The organism is Corallococcus sp. CA053C (assembly GCF_003611675.1).
GTDB lineage: Bacteria > Myxococcota > Myxococcia > Myxococcales > Myxococcaceae > Corallococcus.
Genome location: NZ_RAWA01000013.1, coordinates 38,971 through 59,266 on the forward strand (window position 1 = coordinate 38,971; position 20,296 = coordinate 59,266).

The 20,296-nt window shown below is 72.0% G+C and carries 2 protein-coding genes (1 of these 2 cut by a window edge); both read right to left on the reverse strand.

Translation table 11 applies throughout. The features are described 5' to 3' along the window. Positions 1-18,231: the 5' end (the start) of a non-ribosomal peptide synthase/polyketide synthase gene (locus D7V97_RS03300; protein ID WP_120609117.1), read on the reverse strand. The gene continues 26,649 nt to the left of window position 1, outside the view; 18,231 of the gene's 44,880 nt are visible here — the first part of the coding sequence; its start codon is at positions 18,229-18,231; the stop codon falls past the left edge of the window. 176 nt (positions 18,232-18,407) lie between these two features. Continuing rightward, positions 18,408-20,296 (reverse strand): Hsp70 family protein (locus D7V97_RS03305; protein WP_120609118.1); only part of this gene is annotated, 1,889 nt, incomplete at its 5' end.

Sequence of the window (20,296 nt, forward strand, 5' to 3'; positions counted from 1 at the left end):
GATGTCGTCGGGGGACAGCTTGTTGATCTCCCCCTGGTAGCCCTGCGCGGCCAGCAGCGACGTGACGATGTCCGTGGAGCCCCGGAAGTAGCCGAGCAGCGGCTGTCGCACCGTGCGCAGCACCTCCGCCTCGTCGTCGCCCAGGTACGTGTGCAGCATGACGGTGATGTGGCCGCGGCCCGGGTGGCCGTTGCGGCGCCACGCCTCGCGGTAGAGCGCCACCTTCGGCTTCAGCTCCTCCAGCGAGTGCGACATCAGGCCCGTCAGCACGCCCGCGCCCAGCTCGCCCGCCAGCCGGAACGTCTCCGGGTTCACCGTGGCGGTGAGCCACACCGGCAGCTCCTTCTGCACCGGCTTGGGCCGCAGCGACAGCTCCACCGTCGTGCCGCCTCCGGCCGGGCGGGTCACCTTCTCACCGCGCCACAGCGCGCGCAGCGTCTTCAGGTTCTTGAGGAGGATGTTGCGCCGGTCCTCGTAGTTGGCCGGCGCGAAGGTGAAGTCGTGGACGTGCCAGCCCGTGGCCACCGACAGGCCCACGCGGCCCTGCGACAGGTTGTCCACCACGGACCACTGCTCCGCGATGAGCAGCGGATCATGCAGCGGCAGCACCACGCTGCCCGAGCGCAGGCGTAGGTTGCGGGTGACGGTGGCGAGACCCGCGGCCACCACGGCCGGCTGCGGGTACAGACCGCCGAAGGAGTGGAAGTGCCGCTCCGGCGTCCACACCGCGGAGAAGCCATTCGCGTCCGCGAACTTCGAGCCCTCCAGGAGCAGCTCGTACTTCGGTCCGGAGAGGGTGTCCTCGTCGTTGGCGAAGTAGATGAGGCTCAGGTCCATCGCCTTCGCCCGGCGTCCACCGCCCTGCAGGTTCACCAGCCGCGCGGTGACCTGCTCCGACGGGAACACCACGCGCAGCCCGCGCGACAGCGCCCACAGCGCCTCCAGGTCCGGCCGGTCCGGAGCGGCCTCGCCTGCGGACAGCCACGCGCCGCCCTCGGAAGGGGACAGCCGCGCATCCAGCGCGATGAAGAAGTCCGCCAGCTCGCGGTGGCCCAGCGCCCACGCGGGCTGTCCCGCGCCCATGGGCAACAGCCACGCCAGGGTGCCAGCGTCGTTCGCGCCGAAGGCTTCCACGGCGCTCACGGTGGCGGAGTCCGCGAGGACGTCCTCCACGTACAGCACGCGCGACGCCTCCACGCGCACGGCGGTGACGAGGTCGCGCGAGGTGACGAGCACCGGCACGCTGGCGCCCTCGGGCGCGTAGAGCGACATGCCGCCCAGGTCGGTGGGGCCCAGCGCGACGCCCGCGCCACCAGCCTCCAGCACGGCCCACAGCGCGGCCAGCTTCTCCGGCCCGGGACGCAGGCTCACGGCCACGGGCGTCCCGTCCTTCACACCCAGCGAGCGCAGCCGCGCGGCCAGGGTCCGCACCCGCGCGCCCAACTGCGCCCACGTCCAGTGCGCATCCCCGCGCGACACGGCGATGGCGTCGGCCTGACGCGCGCGCCGGTCCGCGAGGAGGGCGGGCACGGAGGTAAAGCCAGACACGGTGCGAGGACGCGGCCACGCGCGGCGCTCGGCTTCGGTGGAGAGGGGGAGGCGGGAGACCTGCGTGTCGGGCCGGGACAGCGCGGCGGACAGCAGCACCTGGAAGTGCTGCACCAGGCGCTCCATCGTGGCGGCGTCGAACAGCTCCGTGCCGTACTCCAGCGCGCCGTGGATGCGGCCCGGGGACTCGGAGAGGACCAGGGTGAGGTCCGCCAGGGTGGAGCCCCACTGCACGGGCGTGTTGGGCACCTCCACCACGGAGCCGCGCATGCCGGTGAGCTCCAGCGACATCGCGCCCGCGCTGACGCCGGAGTGGAAGACGAAGACGGAGTCGGCCATGCGGCCCTTGCCGATGTCCTTGCCGGGGACGAGCGCCTCGACGAGGTACTCGAAGGGCACGTCCGGACGCGACTGGGCGTCCGCGACCTCCTCACGCACCTGCGCGAGCATGTCGCGGAAGGTCGGGTCGCCCACGAAGCGCGTGCGGAACGCGGCCGAGTGCGCCACGTACCCGATGAGCGGGAACAGCTCCGGCCGGGTGCGGTTGGCGATGGGCGTGCCGACGATGAGGTCCGTCTGGCCGCTGTAGCGGTGCAGCAGCGTCTGCCACGCCGCGAGCACGGTCATGTACGCGGTGAAGCCCTCGCGCCGGGCGAAGGCGGATAGCTCGCGGGCGAGCGCGGGCGGGAACTCCACCGTCATGCGCGCGGAGGTGAGCGGGCAGAGCGCGGGCCGTGGACGGTCGGTGGGCAGGTCGATCTGCCGGGGCATGCCTGCCAGCCGCTGCCGCCACCACTGCTCCTGCTCGGGCAGGCGCGCCTCGGCGATGCTCTGGCGCTGCCACGCGCCGAAGTCCGCGTACTGCACGGGCAGCGGGGGCAGGGGAGAAGGACGGCCCTGGAGGAAGGCGTCGTAGAGCTGCCCCAGCTCCTGGACGAAGAGGGCGACGGAGAGCGTGTCGCAGACGATGTGGTGGATGCTGACCATCAGCATGTGCACCTGCGCGTCCAGCCGGACGAGCGTGGTGCGCAGCACGGGGCCATTCACCAGGTCGAACGGCAGGGCCGCGTCCTCGCGAGCGATGCGCAGGGCCTCGGGTTCGCGCGTGTCCAGCGGGCCCCGGAGCTCCACGCGCGCCAGCGGGATGTGGACCTTGGCGTGGAAGCGCTGCACGGGGCGGCCGTCCACCACGTCGTAGGTGGTGCGCAGGGCCTCGTGGCGGTGGACGATCTCCTGGATGCCGCGCTCCAGCACGTCGGCGTTCACGACGCCTTCGAGCCGCAGCACGAACGGGATGTTGTACGCGGACAGGCCGGGCAGGTGCTGCTCCAGGCGCCAGACGCGCTCCTGTACGAAGGACAGGGCCAGCTCACCCGTGCGCGCGCGGGGCACCAGCGGAAGCTCCACGGACACCTGGGCCTGCGGGGCCTGGCGCAGCAGCGGCTCCAGGCGCTGGGCGATGCCCGCGACGGTGGGGGCCTCGAAGAGCGCGGCGAGCGGGAGCTGCACGCCGAAGGTGTCACGCACCTGGTTGAGGAGCTGCGCCGCTGTCAGCGAGTTGCCGCCGATCTCGAGGAAGTTGTCCTCGCGGCCGACGAACTCCAGGCCCAGGCGTTCGCGCCACAGCGCGGCCACGCGTTCCTCGACGTCGCCGCGCGGCGCGTCCTCACGGCCCGCGGGGACGGGGGCGGGGACCACGATCTCGGAAGCCGTGTGGGCGCTGAGGCCCGGCATCAGGGTCCGCGCGGTGGTGGGTGCGGCTTCCGGGGTGGGAACGAACGCCGCGCCCGTGGGCATGGACGCGCCGGCATGAACCGACTGCGCGAGCCCGGAGGCGGCCGGCGTCACGAACGGGTTCGAGTCGCCAACCGTGGGAGCCGGAGCGTTCGACGGGCCCGTGTGCTCGGAGCCATCGGCAGGAGACAGTGTCACCGTGGCGACGCGGCCCGAGGTCGCCATCGCGGCGATGCCGGATTGGGTCGTCGGGGCACGGCCCGCGTAGGGCGCGGACATCCCAGCGGTCGGAGGCTCGGAGAGCGGCGGACCGAGGAGCACGGGCTGATGAGGCCCTGGAGCCACGGCGTGCTGGGGCACGAAGCCCTGAGCCCCCGGGCCCGTGGGCACGGAGTGTTGAGGCACCGGACCCGTCGTCCCCTGTGCGCCGGCATGAGCCGGAGCCGTCGGAGCCACGCCCTGCGACGGAACACCCGCGTTCGACGCGGACACGGTCTGCGGTGCACGCACGGCGGGCAGGGCCGGCGCCGTGAACGCGGAGGGCAGGGCGCGGGCGCGCGACTCCACCCACACCGACTTCTCCTGGAACGCATACGTCGGCAGGTGCAGCCGCAGGCGCTGCTCGTGCGCGTAGAACGCGCTCCAGTCCACCGCGACGCCCGCGGTCCACAGCTCGCCCACGCCCTGCATCCAGCCCTGCTGCTCCGTCGTCGTCCCGCCCCGGCGCAGCGAGGCCAGCGCGCGGACGCGGTCGCGATCCTGACCCAGGCTGGCGCGGACCAGCGGCGTCAGGTCCTGCCCGGGCCCTACCTCCAGCAGCACGCCGCAGCCCTCTTCCAGCAGGGCGCCCACGGCGTCACTGAAGCGCACCGGCTGGCGCATCTGCTCCGTCCAGTAGCGCGGCTCCACCAACTGCCCCCGCTGCGCGAACGTCCCGGTGAGTCCGGACGCGTAGCGCACAGTCGGCTCCGAACGGCGGAGTGAGCCCACCACCCGCGCCAGCTCCGGCATCAGCGGCTCCACGTCCGCTGAATGGAACGCATGCGGCGCGGGCATGCGCACGACGCCCGCCTTGCGGCGCTCCAGCTCCGCCTTCAGCGCCTCCACTTCCTCCACCGGTCCGGACACCACGCACCGGTCCGCCGCGTTGACCGCCGCGAGCGTCAGCCGCCCCGTCAGCATCGGGGCCACCTGCGTCTCCGGTAGCGCCACCGCGAGCATCGCCCCCGGAGGCATGCGGTGCATCAGCTCCCCGCGAGTCACCGCGAGCCGCAGCGCGTCCTCCAACGACAGCACGCCCGCGATGCACGCCGCCGCGTACTCCCCGAAGCTGTGACCCAGCACCGCGTGCGGCGTCACCCCCAGGTCCTTCCACAGCCACGCCAGCGACACCTGCACACTGAACAACGCGGGCAGCGCCACGCGCGTGTCCGCGAGGCTCGCCGTCGCCTCCGCCTCCGCGCCCTCCGCCGGGCGCAACAAGCCCGACACCCGCGCCCGCAGCGGCGCGTCCAGCAGCGCGAGGCACGCCTCCAGGTGCGCGCGGAACAGCGGCGACGCCTCCGCCAGCTCGCGCCCCATGCCCACCTGCTGCGCACCCTGACCGGAGAACACGAACGCCACGCGCGGCGCGCGGTTCGTGCCCTTCACGGCCGGGGCCGGCTTCTGCAACTGCCGCGACAGGTCCGCCGCGTCCTTCGCCACCAGCGCCCGCCGGAACTCGAAGACCTTGCGGCCCACGGCATGCGTGAACGCCAGGTCCGCCATCGACAGGTCCGCGCCTCCGGCCTGTGCGTGCGCGTCGAGCTGCCGCGACGCCGCTTCCAACGCCTCGGGCGTGCGCGCAGACAGCAGGACGAGCTGGTGGGAACGGGTGGTGGAACCACTCTGCCGCATGGGAGCTTCCTCGAGAATCGCGTGGGCATTGGTGCCACCAATGCCGAAGGAGCTGACGGCGGCGAAGCGGGGCGTCTCGCCCCGGGGCCACTGTCGCAAACGGGTGTTGACGAAGAACGGGCCCGCGTCGAAGTCGATCTGCGGGTTGGGCCGCTCGAAGTGGAGGCTGGCCGGGATCTCTCCGTGGTGCAGCGACAGCGCGACCTTGATGAGCCCCGCCAGGCCCGCCACCGTGTCCAGGTGGCCGATGTTGGTCTTCAGCGACGCCAGCGCGATGGTGCCCTGGTGCTCCGCGCCCAGGCCGTACGCGCGCGTCAGCGCCGCCACTTCAATCGGATCCCCCAGCGGCGTCGCCGTGCCGTGGGTCTCCACGTAGCCAATCGCTTCCGGCGACACTCCCGCCTTCGCGAGCGCCTGCGACACCACGGCCGCCTGCCCCTGCACGCTGGGCGCGGTGAAGCCGGACTTGTGCCGGCCGTCGTTGTTGATGGCCGAGCCCCGGATGACGGCATAGATGGCGTCGCCATCCCGCACCGCGTCCTCCAGGCGCTTGAGCACCACGGCGCCCACGCCGTTGGCCGCGAGCGTGCCCTGCGCCTTCTCATCGAACGCGCGGCAGTGGCCGTCCGGGGAGAAGATCATCCCCTCCTGGTGCACGTAGCCCGTGCGCTGCGGCACCGACAGGCGCGTCGCGCCAGCGATCGCCACGTCGGACTGGCCCACCTGGAGGCTCTGGCAGGCCAGGTGCACCGCGACGAGGCCCGTGGAGCACGCGGTGTAGAGCAGCGTGCTCTCACCCGTGAGCCCCAGCTTGAAGGACGCCTTGGTCGCCAGGCTCTCGTGCGTGGCGGTGCCGTGCAGCTCCAGGTACGACGCCGCGTCCAGCGGCATCGCCTGACGCACGGCCTCCGTGTACCCGGAGCCCGTGGCGCCCGCGTAGAGCGAGATGGCGCCCGGGAACCGGTCCGGATCCACGCCCGCGTCCTCCAGCGCCGCCCAGGCCGTCTGGAGGAACAGCCGCTGCTGCGGATCCGTGAACTGCGCCTCGCGCAGCGACATATCGAAGAACGCGTGGTCGAACTTCTCCACGCCGTCGATGACGCCGCCCGCCGGAACGAAGGCCGGGTGGTGCCACAGCTCCAGCCCCTCCGGCAGGCCGGGCAGGTGCTCCAGCTCCTCCGGCGTGAAGCGCGAGATGGACTCCACGCCCCCGCGCAGGTTGCGCCAGAACTCCTGCACCGTCATCGCGCCGGGGAAGCGACCCGCGAGCCCGATGATCGCGATGGAGCCCGAAGCAGCACCGGCCTTCGGCGCCTCGCGCGGACGGGGCGCGGGGGCCGGGGCCACGGGTTCAGCGGAGGCCGCGGGGCCTCCCGACTCACGCTCCAGGCGGCGGGCCAGGTCATGCACGGTGGGGTGCTCGAAGAGCCACACCACGGGCACGTCGCGCTGGAGCTCCTCGCGAAGGCGCGCGGCGATGCGGACCACGGACAGCGACGTGCCGCCCAGGTCCTCGAAGAGGTGGTCGTGCACGCCCACCTTGTCGGTGCCCAGCTCGCGGGCGAACACGGGCGCCATCCGCTGCTCCAGCGGGTGGGTGGGCTCCACGAAGCGGCCCTGGCGGCCGGTGGACGCGGCGTCCGGCGCGGGCAGGGCCTTGCGGTCCACCTTGCCGCTGGGATTCAGGGGCAGGACGGGCAGCATCACGAACACCGACGGCACCATGTACTCCGGCAGCCGCAGCCGCAGGCCCGCGCGCAGCGACGCGGTGTCCAGCGGGTGTCCTTCGCGGGGCATCAGGTACGCGATGAGCCGCTTGTCGCCGGCCACGTCCTCGCGCACCACCACGGCCGCTTCCTGCACGGCGGGCAGGTCGCGCAGGGCGGCCTCCACCTCCATCAGTTCGATGCGGAAGCCGCGCACCTTCACCTGGTGGTCGGCGCGGCCCAGGAACTCCAGCAGCCCACTGGGGAGCCAGCGGACCACGTCGCCCGTGCGGTACAGCCGCGCGCCGGGCGTGGTGCCCTGCGCGTCCGGGATGAAGCGCTCCGCCGTGAGATCCGGCCGCGACACGTAGCCGCGCGCCAGGCCATCACCGCCGAGGAACAGCTCGCCCGGCACGCCCACCGGCACCGGGCGCAGCCGCGCATCCAGCACGTAGACCGTGGTGTTGAAGAGCGCCGGCCCGATGGGCACCGACATCCCCGGCACCACCTGCTCCGGCTGGTTCATCGTGTAGGCGGTCGCGACGACGGAGCACTCGGAGGGCCCGTAGCCGTTGGTGAACTGGATGTGCAGGGTCTCCATCGCCTTGCGCACGTGGGGCGCGGAGACGACGTCGCCACCGACGTGCAGCTCGTGCAGGCGCCGGAGGATGTCCATCCGGTGCTCGACGAGCTGCGCGAAGAGGCCGGCCGGCATGTGGACGAAGGTGACCTTGTGCCGCTCCACCACCCGGGCGAGCGCGTCCATGTCACCGGCCACGGCCTGCGCCGGGAAGATGACGAGCCGGCTGCCATGCATCAGCGGAAGCCACAGCTCCAGCACCGAGCCGTCGAAGGAGATGGGCGCGAAGAGCAGCGTCGTGTCGGTGGTGTCGAAGCGCGCGTACGGCATCGCGTGCATCAGGCGAAGCAGGCCGCGCTGTTCGCTGGCCACGCCCTTGGGCCGCCCGCTGCTGCCGGACGTGAAGATGACGTAGGCCAGGTTGCGCGGGCCCACGTCCACCACCGGCGCGGTGACGGGATGGGCGTCGAGCGACAGCTCCTCCACGAGGAGGCACGGCAGGGACGCGTCCGGCAGTTGCAGCCGCCCCCGCAGGGCGCGCGTGGTGAGGACGAGCTTCGGCTTCGCGTCCTCCAGCATGAAGGTCAACCGCTGCGCGGGGTACGACGCATCCATCGGCACGTAGCAGCCGCCGGCCTTGATGACACCGAGCACGGCGACGACGAAGACGACGGAGCGCTCCAGGCACAGCGCCACCGCCACGTCCGGGCCCACACCCCGGGCCCGCAGCTCATGGGCCAGCTGGTTGGCCCGCACGTCGAGCTGCGCGTACGTCAGCCGTTCATCGTCGGACTCCACCGCGATGGCGTTCGGGTGCCGCGCGACCTGCCGCGCGAACTCCGCCGCCACGGTGCTCTCGGCGGGGTAGGGCCGGACGGTGTCGTTCCAGTCGACGAGCACCTGCTGGTGCTCGGCCGGCGTGAGCCAGGGGAGCTGGGACAGCGGCACGTCCGGGTTCGCGACCGCGGCCTCCATCACCACGCGCAGTTGGCCGGCGAGCCGGACCATCGTGTCGCGGTCGAAGAGGGCGGTGCTGTACTCGATGACGCCGCGAAGGCCGTCCGGCGTCTCCGCGAGCACGAGGCCCAGGTCGAAGCGCGCCGTGGCCGTGTCCACGTCCAGCATGCGCAGCGTCAGGCCCGGCACCTCCAGCGTTCCACCGGGCGCGTTCTGGAGCGCGAAGATGGCCTGCACCAGCGGCGTGCGACCCAGGTCGCGTTGCACCTGAAGCTCTTCAACGAGCTTCTCGAACGGCAGGTCCTGGTGCTCATAGGCCGCGAGCGTCGTGTCCCGCACCTGCGTCAGCAGCGCGCGGAATGAATCCTCCGGGCGGACGCGGGCGCGCAGCACCAGCGTGTTGATGAAGAAGCCGACCAGCCCCTCCACGTCGCCATGGTTGCGGCCCGCGATGGGCGAGCCCACCAGCAGGTCCTCCTGCCGGCTGTAGCGCGACAGCAGCAGCTGCCACACGGACAGCAGCGCCATGAACGACGTGGCGCCCTCCTGCCGCGCGAGCGTCCCCAGGCGGTCGCCCAGGGTGCGGGGCAGGTGCACGGGGAGGATCGCGCCATTCGGGGAGCGCGGCGTCGGACGGGGGTGGTCGATGGGCAGGTCCAGGACGTGCGGCGCCCCGGCGAGTTGCTGCTTCCACCACGCAACCTGCTCCGCAAGCACGTCCCCCTGGAGCCAGCCGCGCTGCCACGAGGCGAAGTCGGCGTACTGCACCGGCAGGGCCGGAAGCCCGTGCGCCTTCCCGGTGGAGAAGGCCGCGTAGGCCGTCGCCACCTCGCGCACCATCACGCCCACGGACCAGCCGTCGGAGACGATGTGGTGCATGGACAGCATCAGCACATGGTCCGAGGGCGCGAACCGCACCAGCTTCGAGCGCAGCAGCGGGCCCGTGCCCAGGTCGAAGGGCTGACCCGCTTCCTCCAGGGCCAGCCGCTGGAGCGCCGACTCGCGCGTCTCCGGCGACAGGTCGCCCAGGTCCATGACAGGCAGGGTCCACGCGGGCGTGGGGTGGATGAGCTGGACGGGTTCGTTGCCCTTCAGCACGAACGTGGTGCGCAGGGCCTCATGACGTTCGACCAGCAGCTCCAGCGCGCGACGCAGGGCCTCCGCGTCGAGCGAACCCTCCAGCCGCACGGCCCCGAGCAGCACGTAGGGCGTGGCACCAGGCTGGAGCTGATCCAGCACCCACAGCCGCTGCTGCGAGAACGACAGGGGCAGCGCGCCGTCGCGCGACACGGGACGGAGCGCGGGCACACGCGGGCCGTCCGTGCGCACCAGGAGCTGCTCTTCCACCAGCTCCGTGACGCGGGCCACGGTGGACGCGGTGAAGAGGCCGCGCAGGGGCAGCTCCACCTGGAACGTGGCGCGCAGGCGGGAGATGAGCTGCGTGGCCAGGAGCGAGTGTCCGCCCAGGGCGAAGAAGTCATCGTGCAGCCCCACGCGCTCCACGTGCAGCACGTCGCGGAACAGCCCGGCGACGCGCTGCTGGAAGGGTGTCAGGCGCTCGGGGACGGCGGGCACCAGCGCCGACACGGACTGCTCCGGCACGGGCAGCGCCTTGCGATCCAGCTTGCCCCCGGGCGTCAGCGGCAGCGCCGTCATGGGCACGAACGCGGACGGCACGAGGTGCGCGGGCAGCCGCTCCGCGAGGAAGGCGCGCAGCGCGACGGGATCCGGCGAGGGGTGGCCCACGACGTAGGCCACCAGTCGCTTGTCGCCGGGCACGTCCTCGCGCACCACGACCACCGCCTCGCGCACGGAGGGATGGGCGTGCAGGGCGGACTCCACCTCGCCCGGTTCGATGCGGAAGCCGCGCACCTTCACCTGCGCGTCCACGCGGCCCACGAAGTCGAGCGTCCCATCCGCCCGCCACCGCGCCCGGTCGCCCGTGCGGTACAGCCGCGCGCCCGGGATGCCGCTGAACGCGTCCGGCACGAAGCGCTCGGCCGTCGTCGCGGGGTGGCCGGGATAGCCACGCCCCACGCCGTCGCCGCCGATGAACAGCTCGCCAGGAACGCCCGGTGCCACGGGCTCACCGTGCGCATCCAGCACGTACAGCCGCGCACGGGCCACGGGCCGGCCAATGGGCACCATGGTGGCGTCCGCCGCCAGCGCGTCCACGGAGTGGAAGGTGGCGCAGACGGTGGCCTCGGTGGGGCCGTACAGGTTGACGAGCTGCCCGCGCAACCCCGCCGCGAGCACGCTCCGCACCGCGCGAGGATCCGCCCGGTCCCCGCCGAAGAAGGCGTTGCGCAGGGCCGCCAGCGCGCCGGGCTCCTCGCGCGCCACCTCGTGGAAGAGGGCGGTGGTGAGCAGCACGGTGGTGGCGCCCACCTCGCGCAGCTTCCGGGCGAGGTGCGGCGGGGACAGCGTGATGTCGCGCGGGATGATGACCAGCCGCGCGCCGTTGAGCAGCGCGCCCCAGACCTCGAACGTGGCCGCGTCGAAAGACGGCGTGGACACCTGCGCGATGCGGTCCTCGGGCGTCAGGCGCACGAAGTTCGTGTCGCGGACCAGGTGAACGATGGAGCGGTGCTCCACGCCCGCGCCCTTCGGCGTCCCGGTGGAGCCCGACGTGTAGAGCACATAGGCGAGCTGGCCCGGCAGCACCGTGACATGCGCGGGGGCGCTCGTGTCGTGGCGCTCCAGCACGTCCGGTTCGGCATCCAGGCACACGGTGGGCCAGGACTGCTCCAGCAGGGACGGCAAGAGCGAGCGCTCCGTCACCACCGCGGACAGGCCCGCGTCCTGGAACATGAACGTCAGGCGCTGCTGGGGGTAGGTCGGATCCAACGGCACGTAGCAGCCGCCAGCCTTGAGCACGCCCAGCATGCCCACCACGAGGTCCAGGCCGCGCTCCAGGCACAGGCCCACGCGGCCCTCCGGACGCAGGCCCAGCGACAGCAGGTGCCGCGCAAGCTGGTTCGCCCGCGCATCCAGCGCCCCGTAGGTGAGCGTCCGTCCCTCGTGCTCCACGGCGACGGCGTTGGGCGCGCGCCGGACATGGGCCTCGAAGCAGCGGGGGAGGGTGTCCTCCACGAAGGGGTGCGAGCCGGAGTCGTTCCAGTCCACCAGCACCCACGAGCGCTCCTCCGCGTCCATCAGCGGCAGGCGGCTGACAGGCACCGTCGCATCGTGCGCCACGGCCTCCAGCAGCACGCGGAGCTGCGACGCCAGCCGCGCGGCGGTGGCCGAGGTGAAGAGGTCCAGGCTGTACTCGAGCGTCCCCTCCAGCCCGCCGTCGCGCTCCATCATCGACAGGCTCACGTCGAAGCGGGACGTGTCCGGCGCGGTGGGCAGCAGCGCCACGCGCACGCCCGGCAGGGACGGCGGAGGCACGGGCGCGTTGTGCAGCGCGAACATCACCTGGAACAGCGACGCGCGCTCCGCGCCACGCTCCGCCCCCAGCGCTTCCACCAGTCGCTCGAAGGGCACGTCCTGGTGGGCATACGCGGACAGGGAGGACTCGCGCACGCGGTCCAGCAGCTCCGTGAAGCGGGGGTCGCCGTCCAGGCGCGCGCGCAGCACCAGCGTGTTGAGGAACACGCCGATGAGCGGCTCCAGCTCCGGCCGGGTGCGGTGGGCCACGGGGCTGCCCACGGCGAAGTCGTCCTGCCCGGAGTAGCGCGACAGCAGCGTCTGGTACCCGGCCAGCAGCACCATGAACAGCGTTGCATCCCGGTCGCGGCCCACCTGCTCCAGCGAGCGCACCAGCGAGGCGGGCAGCGTGAAGACATGGCTCGCGCCGCGAAGGGTCCGCGCCGCGGGCAGGCCGTGCTCGGAAGGCAGCGTCAGCGTGGGCAGGTCCTTGAGCGACTCCTTGAGCGCGTCCAGGTGGGCCTGCACGCCGTCGGAGTTCCCCTCCTGTCGCTGCCACACGGCGAAGTCGGCGGCCTGCACTTCCAGCGCCGGCAGCGGGGACGGACGACCTTCCGCGAACGCCGCGTAGAGGCTCCCCACCTCGTGCACCAGCACGCCCATGGACCAACCGTCGGAGACGATGTGGTGCATGCACAGGAGCAGCACGTGCTCTTCCGCGCCCAGCCGGAGCAACCGCGTGCGCAGCAGCGGACCGGTGCCCAGGTCGAACGGCCGTGCGGCCTCATCCCGCATGCGCCGCCGCAAGGTGTCCTCGCGCGTGGCGCCTTCCGGGATGACTTCCACTGGCAGGGCCCACTCCGCGGGCGCGGCGTGGATGCGCTGGAGCGGCTGACCGTCACGCTCCAGGAACGTGGTGCGCAGCGGTTCGTGCCGACGGACCACTTCCGCGAAGGTGCGGCGCAGCACCTCCACGTCCAGCGCGCCGGTGAGCCGCAGCGCCAGGGGGATGTTGTAGAGCGCCTGGCCCGGTTCGAGCTGATCCAGGAACCACATGCGCTGCTGCGCGAACGACAGCGGCAGGTCCCCGTCGCGGGGCACGGTGCGCAGTGCGGGGGTGGCCTTGCGTGACGGCAGCGCCTGGATGCGCTCCGAGAGCAGCGCCAGCGTGGGCGCCTCGAACAACGTGCGCAGGGGCAGGTCCACGCCGAAGCGCGCGCCCACCCGCGTCACCAGCTGCGTGGCCAGCAGCGAGTGCCCACCCAGGTCGAAGAAGTCGTCATGCAGGCCCACGCGCTCCACGCGCAGCACTTCGCGGAACAGCGCCGCCAGCTGCTCCTGGAGCGGGGACAGCGGGGCCTCGTCCTCGGAGGCGGACGTGGCGAGCGTGGGGGCGGGGAGGGCGCGCCGCTCCACCTTGCCGTTGGTCGTGAGGGGCAGGGCGTCCAGGCCAACGAAGGCGGAGGGCACCATGTACTCGGGCAGCCGCTGGCGCAGGTGCTCGCGCAGGACAGCGGCCTCCACGGTGGCGGGGACGACGTAGGCCACGAGGCGCTGATCACCGGGCACGTCCTCGCGCACGATGACCACGGTCTCGCGCACGTCGGGGTGCGTGCTGAGCGAGGACTCGATCTCCCCCAGCTCGATGCGGAAGCCGCGCAGCTTCACCTGGTGGTCGATGCGGCCCAGGTACTCCAGGTCTCCGTTGGGCAGCCGCCGCGCCAGATCTCCCGCGCGGTAGAGCTTGCGGCCCGGCACGGGGCCGAAGCGGTCTTCCACGAAGCGCGCCGCCGTCAGCTCGGGCCGGCGCAGGTAGCCGCGCGCAACGCCCGCGCCGCCGACGTGGATCTCTCCCGGCACGCCAATGGGCACGGGCTGTCCCGCCGCGTCCAGCAGGTAGAGCTGGAGGTCGGGGATGGGCTGGCCGATGACGCTGGAGGCAGGGCGCTCCAGGTCCGCGAGCCCCACCGGACGCCAGGTGACATGCACCGTCGTCTCGGTGATGCCGTACATGTTCACGAGCTGCGGGCGCGCGTCGCCGTGACGCTCGAACCAGGGGCGCAGCGACGCGAGGTCCAGCGCCTCACCGCCGAAGATGACGTAGCGCAGCGCCAGGGGCGGAGCTTCGCCCTGGGCCGCGGCCTGCTGCTCCGCGTGCAGGAGCTGCCGGAACGCAGTGGGCGTCTGGTTGAGGACGGTGACACCCTCGTCGGACAGCAGACTCAGGAACGCCTGCGGCGAGCGGCTGATGAAGTACGGGACCACCACCAGCCGGCCGCCGTACAGCAGCGCGCCCCACAGCTCCCAGACGGAGAAGTCGAACGCGTACGAGTGGAACAGCGTCCACACATCCGAAGGCCCGAAGTGGAACTTCGAATCCGTCGCGGTGAACAACCGCGTGACGTGATCGTGCTGCACCATCACGCCCTTGGGACGTCCGGTGGAGCCCGACGTGTAGATGACGTAGGCCAGGTCCCCGGGAGCGCTCCGGTGCGCGAGCCGCTCCGACGAAGCGCCGGAGGCCATCGCGGCCTCGAACGTGAGCACGGTGGTTCCGTCCACCGACGGCACGCGGTCCTCCAGCGAGGACTGGGTGACGACGATGGGCGCACGCGCGTCCTCCAGCAGGAACGCCAGGTGTTCGCGCGGGTGCGCCGAATCCAACGGGAGGTACGCGCCGCCCGCCTTGAGGATGCCGAGCAGCGTGACGACCAGCTCCACGCCGCGCTCCAGGCACACGCCCACAAGGACCTCGGGGCGCACGCCGCGCTCCCAGAGGACATGCGCGAGCCGGTTGGCCCGCGCGTCCAGCTCGCGGTAGGTGAGCTGGCGCAGCTCGAAGGTGACGGCGATGGCGTCCGGGGTGCGCTCGACCTGTGCCTCGAAGCGCTCCACCAGCGTGCCCGTAGGGAACGGCTCACACGGCGGGTTCCAGCCGTGGAGCACCTGGTGGCGCTCGGCCTCCGTCATCACGGGCAGCTCGGAGAGCTTCGTCTCCGGCGCGGCGACCATGCCTCCGACCACGACCTCCAGGTGGGCCAGGAGCCGGTCAATCGTCTCGGGCTCGAACAGGTCGGTGGCGTACTTGCAGCCGATGAGCAGGCCATCGGGGCCAGGGGCGGCCTCGAAGGTCATGTCGATTTCGGTGGTGCGGTTGTCCAACAGCCCCACGTCGAGCGTCAGCCCACCGCCCACCGGTTGCCCATGGGGCACGGCGTAGTCGTCCAGGACGAACGCGATGTTGTACAGCTCGCGCCGCTGCGCGCTGGTCTGCGCGACCGCGAGCACGTGGTCGAACGGAACATGGCCGTGGGCCAGGGCGTCGAGGGTCGTCTGCTTCACGCTGGCGAGGAGCCCCGACACGGTGGTGTCCGAGGGCACGCGCAGGCGCAGCGGGATGAAGTTGGTGAGGTCGCCGACGAGGGAGCGGGTGCCCGGCACATCGCGCCCGGACGCCGCGGAGCCGAGGACGAAGTCCGTCTGGCCACTCCACCGGTGCAGCACGGTGGCCAGCGCGGTCACCAGGGTCACGAAGGGCGTCGCGCCCTCACGGCGTCCCAGCGCGTTCAGCTTCGCCATCAAGGGCGCGGGCAACACGCGAAGACGGCGGGCACCCTGGGAGGACAGCCGCTGCGGCCGGAGCTTGTCGGTGGCCAGGGCCAGCAGCGAAGGGGCGCCGGAGAGCGTCTGCTTCCACCACGCCAGCTCGGTGCCCAGGGCCTGGGGCGTCAGGTTCGTCTGCTGCCACGCCGCGAAGTCGCCGTACTGGAGCGCGGGTTCGGGAAGGGGAGAGGGGCGCTGGTCTCCGAAGGCACCGTAGAGCGCGGTCAGCTCGCGGGCCATGACGCCCACGGACCAGCCGTCGGCGACCAGGTGGTGCACGAAGACGAGCAGGACGTGGTCATCCGAAGCGAAGCGCAGCAGCACTAAGCGCAGCAGCGGCCCGGTGAACATGTCCATCGGCCGCTGGGCATCACGGACCGCCCACGCATCGAGCACGGCCTGGCGTGAAGCGGATTCCGTACCGGAGACATCCTCCACGCCGAGCGACACGGGCGAGGGGGCATGGACCTGCTGGAACAGCACACCGTCCCGAGCCACGAAGCTCGTGCGCAGTGATTCGTGACGGCGGACCAGTTCGGTCAGTGACCGCGACAGCGTCTCCGGAACCAGGGGGCCCCGAAACGAGAGCGCCACCGGGACATGGTACGCGGTGGAGTCCGGAGCGAGCTGCTGGAGGAACCACAGGCGCTGCTGGGAGAACGAGGCCGGAGCCAGGCCCGCCGAAGCAGAGCGACGCTGCACGGGAGGAAGGGCCGCAAGGCCCGTCGCGGTGCTGCCCTTGGCCAGTGAAGCCACGAGTGCCTGGAGGGTCACGTCCTGCAACAGCGTGGCGGCGGAGACGCGAGCACCGAGTCGCTTTTCGATGCGGGCCTGGAGGTCCGCGGCCGCGAGCGAATCCATTCCCAACTGCGTGAGCGGAACGTCCGAAGCCTGAAGGCCCGCCTCCGCGCCGAGGACCGCGGTGAGCTCTTCGCGAAGGATGCGCTCCAGCTCCTCCACCGAGCGGGAAGGGGGCGCTGCAACCGGCGCTGGCGGCACGTTTGCTGAAGCCTCAGCCGAGGCCGTCGAGGCATCCGCTACCGCGCCGACGTGCTCCGCCGTCGCGCCAGTCGAAGCATCCGCCACGGACACAGGCGCCACCGCCGCCCGCACCAACGGCTCCGCGCCCGTCATCTCACTGCGCCACAGCACAGACAGCTCACCCGACACGAGCCCCGCGCGGCACGCGAAGCGCTGGATCTTCCCGCTCGACGTCTTGGGCACCGCGCCCGGCGGCAACAGCGCCACCGTGTGCGTCTGGACCTCCAGCTCGCGCGAGAGCGCCTGACGCAGACCGTTTGCCACCGCGGCCAGCACGGTCGGATCCGCGGACTCAGCCAGGTCCCGGCTCACCTCCGCCACCACGGCCAGCGCCTCACCGGCCGTCGTCTCCACGGAGAACGCCGCCACGCCGCCCGCACGCACGCGCGGCTCGGTGCGCTCGACCACGCCCTCCACGTCCTGCGGGTACAGGTTCCGTCCGCGCAGGATGATCAAATCCTTCCGCCGCCCGGTGACGAGCAACTGCCCGTCCTCCCGCAGCACGCCCAGGTCGCCCGTGCGCAGGTACTCCGGCCCATCCACTACGCCAGCGGGACGCGCATGGAACGTGGCCTCGCTCAGCTCCGGCTTGCGCCAATACCCCTGCGCCACACTCGCGCCCGACACCCAGATCTCACCAACCTGCCCGGGCGCGCGCGGCACGAGCGAGTCCGGATCCACGACCAGCAATCGCTGATCCGCCAACGTCATCCCGCAACCGATGTGCGTCCTCACGCCGGCCGCATCCACGGGCCCCGCCACCGCGAGCCCGCGCGACAGCGCCGCGTCTTCCAACGCATGGACGCGCACGCCCCGGCCCTTCTCCTCGCCGGTGACGATGAGCGTCCCTTCCGCCAGGCCGTAGCACGGGTAGAACGCCTCCGGCCGGAAGCCGCTCGGCGCGAACACCTCCGCGAAGCGCTTCAGCGTGGACGCGCGGATGGGCTCCGCGCCGCAGAACGCCACCTCCCACGACGACAGGTCCAGCGACGCCACGTCCTCCGGCGTCGCGCGACGCGCGCACAACTCGAACGCGAAGTTGGGCCCGCCGCTGATGGTCCCCCGGAAGCGCGACACCGCCTGCAACCAGCGCAGCGGCTTCTGGAGGAACGCCATCGGCGACATCAGCGCCACCGGGAAGCCTCCGAGCAGCGGCTGGAGGATGCCTCCGATGAGGCCCATGTCGTGGTACGGCGGCAGCCAGATGACGCCCACGCTGTCGCGGCGCACCTGGAACGCCCCGGAGATGAGCCCCAGGTTGTGCAGCAGGTTCGCGTGCGTGAGCATCACGCCCTTCGGCATCCCCGTGCTCCCCGACGTGTACTGCAGGAACGCGAGCGACTCCGCGCCCACGTCCGACGGCGTGCGCCAGTCCCGCTCGCCGCCCTCCGGCAGCGCGTCCGTCGCCATCCAGTGCAGCGCGCGGAAGTCCGGCGCCTGCTCGAAGACGAAGTCCGACAGCTCCAGGATGCCGGACGTGGTGAGCACCACCGACGCCTCGGCGTCCTGGATGATGGCGCGCAGGCGGGGCAGGGTGCGCTCCAGCCGCATCGGATCCGGCGGATACGCCGGCACCGCGATCGCGCCCGCGTACAGGCACCCGAAGAACCCCGCGATGTAATCCAACCCCGGCGGGTACAGCAGCAACACGCGCTCGCCTACCGCGCCCCGCGCCTGCAACGCCGCTGCGATGCGCCGGGCCCGCACGTCCAGTTCGAACGCGCTCAGCACCGTCTCGTCGCCGTCCACCTCACCCAGAAACGTGTACAGCGGCGCATGGGCCGAAGGGCCCACCGCCAGATTCAACAGGACGCCAGGAAGGGTTCGCGAGAAGTCGGGCACGGGGGGCCGTCCATGTGTCGGAAAAAGCGCCGACACTTCTTAGCAGCCCTTGCGCTCAATCCCGTAGGTACTCGCGGTGCTGCCGAGGGTGCGCACACGCTGCGCCGCCAGCTTCCCGGGGGAGCGTCTCAGGCGCGCCCGAACAGCCCCTTCAACCACCCCATGAAACCTTTCTGCTTCGACACCACCGCCGCGTCTGGCGTCAGCACCGGCACCACGGGCGCTGCGACAGCGATGTTGCGGTTCACGCTTGCCGCCGACGCCGCGCCATTCCCGGCCGCGTGCGTGACACCGGAGGCAACAGGCGCGGACTCCGACTGCGCCAGCCGTGCCTTCACCGTCTCCGGCGTGTCGCGCGTGGTGAACGTGCTGACCACCTCGCGCCCCGACGTGGCCTCCCGTGCGACGACCTTCAGCAGCGACTCGTTGTTCACCTCGAACGTCACGGTCACCTGCACCGTGCCGCGAGGACGCTTCGGCAGGCCCGCGAGCCGCAGCGTGCCCAGGTACTCGTTGTCCTGGGCCCGCTCGGCGTCCCCCTGGAACACGGTGAGCTCCAGCTCCGTCTGATCATCCCGGTGCGTGGAGAGCGTGTAGACCTTGGAGGCCGGCAGCGCCACGTTGCGCTCCAGCACCGGCTTGAAGCGCCCGCCCGGCAGCCCCACGCCAATGGCCATGGGCAGCACGTCGATGAGCACCACGCCTTCCAGCTGTCCCAGGCTGTGCGCCAAGAGCGCCGCGCCCAGCGCCACGGCCTCGTCCGGGTGCACGCCCTTGCTGGGCGGCTGGTTGAAGAACTTCGTGATCTTCTCGTGCACCAGCGGGAAGCGGCTCTGCCCACCGACGAGAATCACTTCGTCGATGTCCTGCGGCTTCAGCCCCTTGGCCTGCAACACCTCGTCACAGACCTGGAGCGTGCGGTCGACCAGCTTCTCCGTCAGCGCGATCAACTTCTGCCGCGTGAGCACGACGTCCAGGTCGTACGGCTTGTTGTCGATCATCGTCACGAAGGCCACGTGCACCCGCATCTCGGAGCGCTCGGACAGGGCGCACTTGGCCCGCTCCGCCGCGTCGTTGATGCGCTGCAGGGCCACCCGGTCCCCCTGGAAGGCGCGGCCCGTCTGCTGCCGGAACTCCTCCAGGAGGTACTCGACGATGGCGTTATCGAAGTCGATGCCGCCCAGGAACGTGTCACCGCCGGTGGAGATGACTTCGTAGACGGTGTCGTGCAGCTCCAGCACCGACGCGTCGAACGTGCCGCCGCCCAGGTCGTACACCAGCACCCGCTGGTTGAGCTTGCGCCCATAGCCGTACGCCAGCGCCGCCGCCGTGGGCTCGTTGAGGATGCGCTCCACGTACAGGCCCGCGAGCTTGCCCGCCTCGCGCACCGCCTGCCGCTGGTTGTCGTTGTAGTAGGCGGGCACCGTGATGACCGCCCGCGAGATGGGCTGGCCCAGCTGGTTCTGCGCCACCTCGCGCACCTCGCGGAGGATCAGCGCGGAGATCTGCTGGAGCGAATAGATGCGATCGCCCAGCCGCACCGCCGCCTCGCCCGCCTGCCCGGCGGCGATCTCGTAGTGGAAGCGGTCCTTGATCTGCCCGACGATGGGCGACGCATACGGCCGGCCCACCAGGCGCTTGGCGCCGTACACCGTCTGGCGCGGGTTGGTGAGCATCTGCCCCTTCGCGGGGTGGCCCACCACCAGCTTGCCGCGCTGGTTGAACGCCAGGATGGAGGGCACCGTGTTGTGCCCCTCGCGGCTGTGCAGCACCGCCGGCTTGTTGCCGCGCACGAACGCGGCGCACGAGTTCGTCGTCCCCAGGTCGATGCCGATCACCGCCCCCGTCCGGGGCGGCTCCGCGGTGTTCAGCTCCAGCGCCTCCGCCGTCACCATCTCCAGGGGCGGCCCGGAGGGCGCGGACAACATCCCCGGCGCGGGCGTCCGTGCGGGCCCGGTGCCAGCGGGCGCGACCGTGAGCAGGGCAGGGGAGGCGACCGGGGCGGGGACGGTGTAGT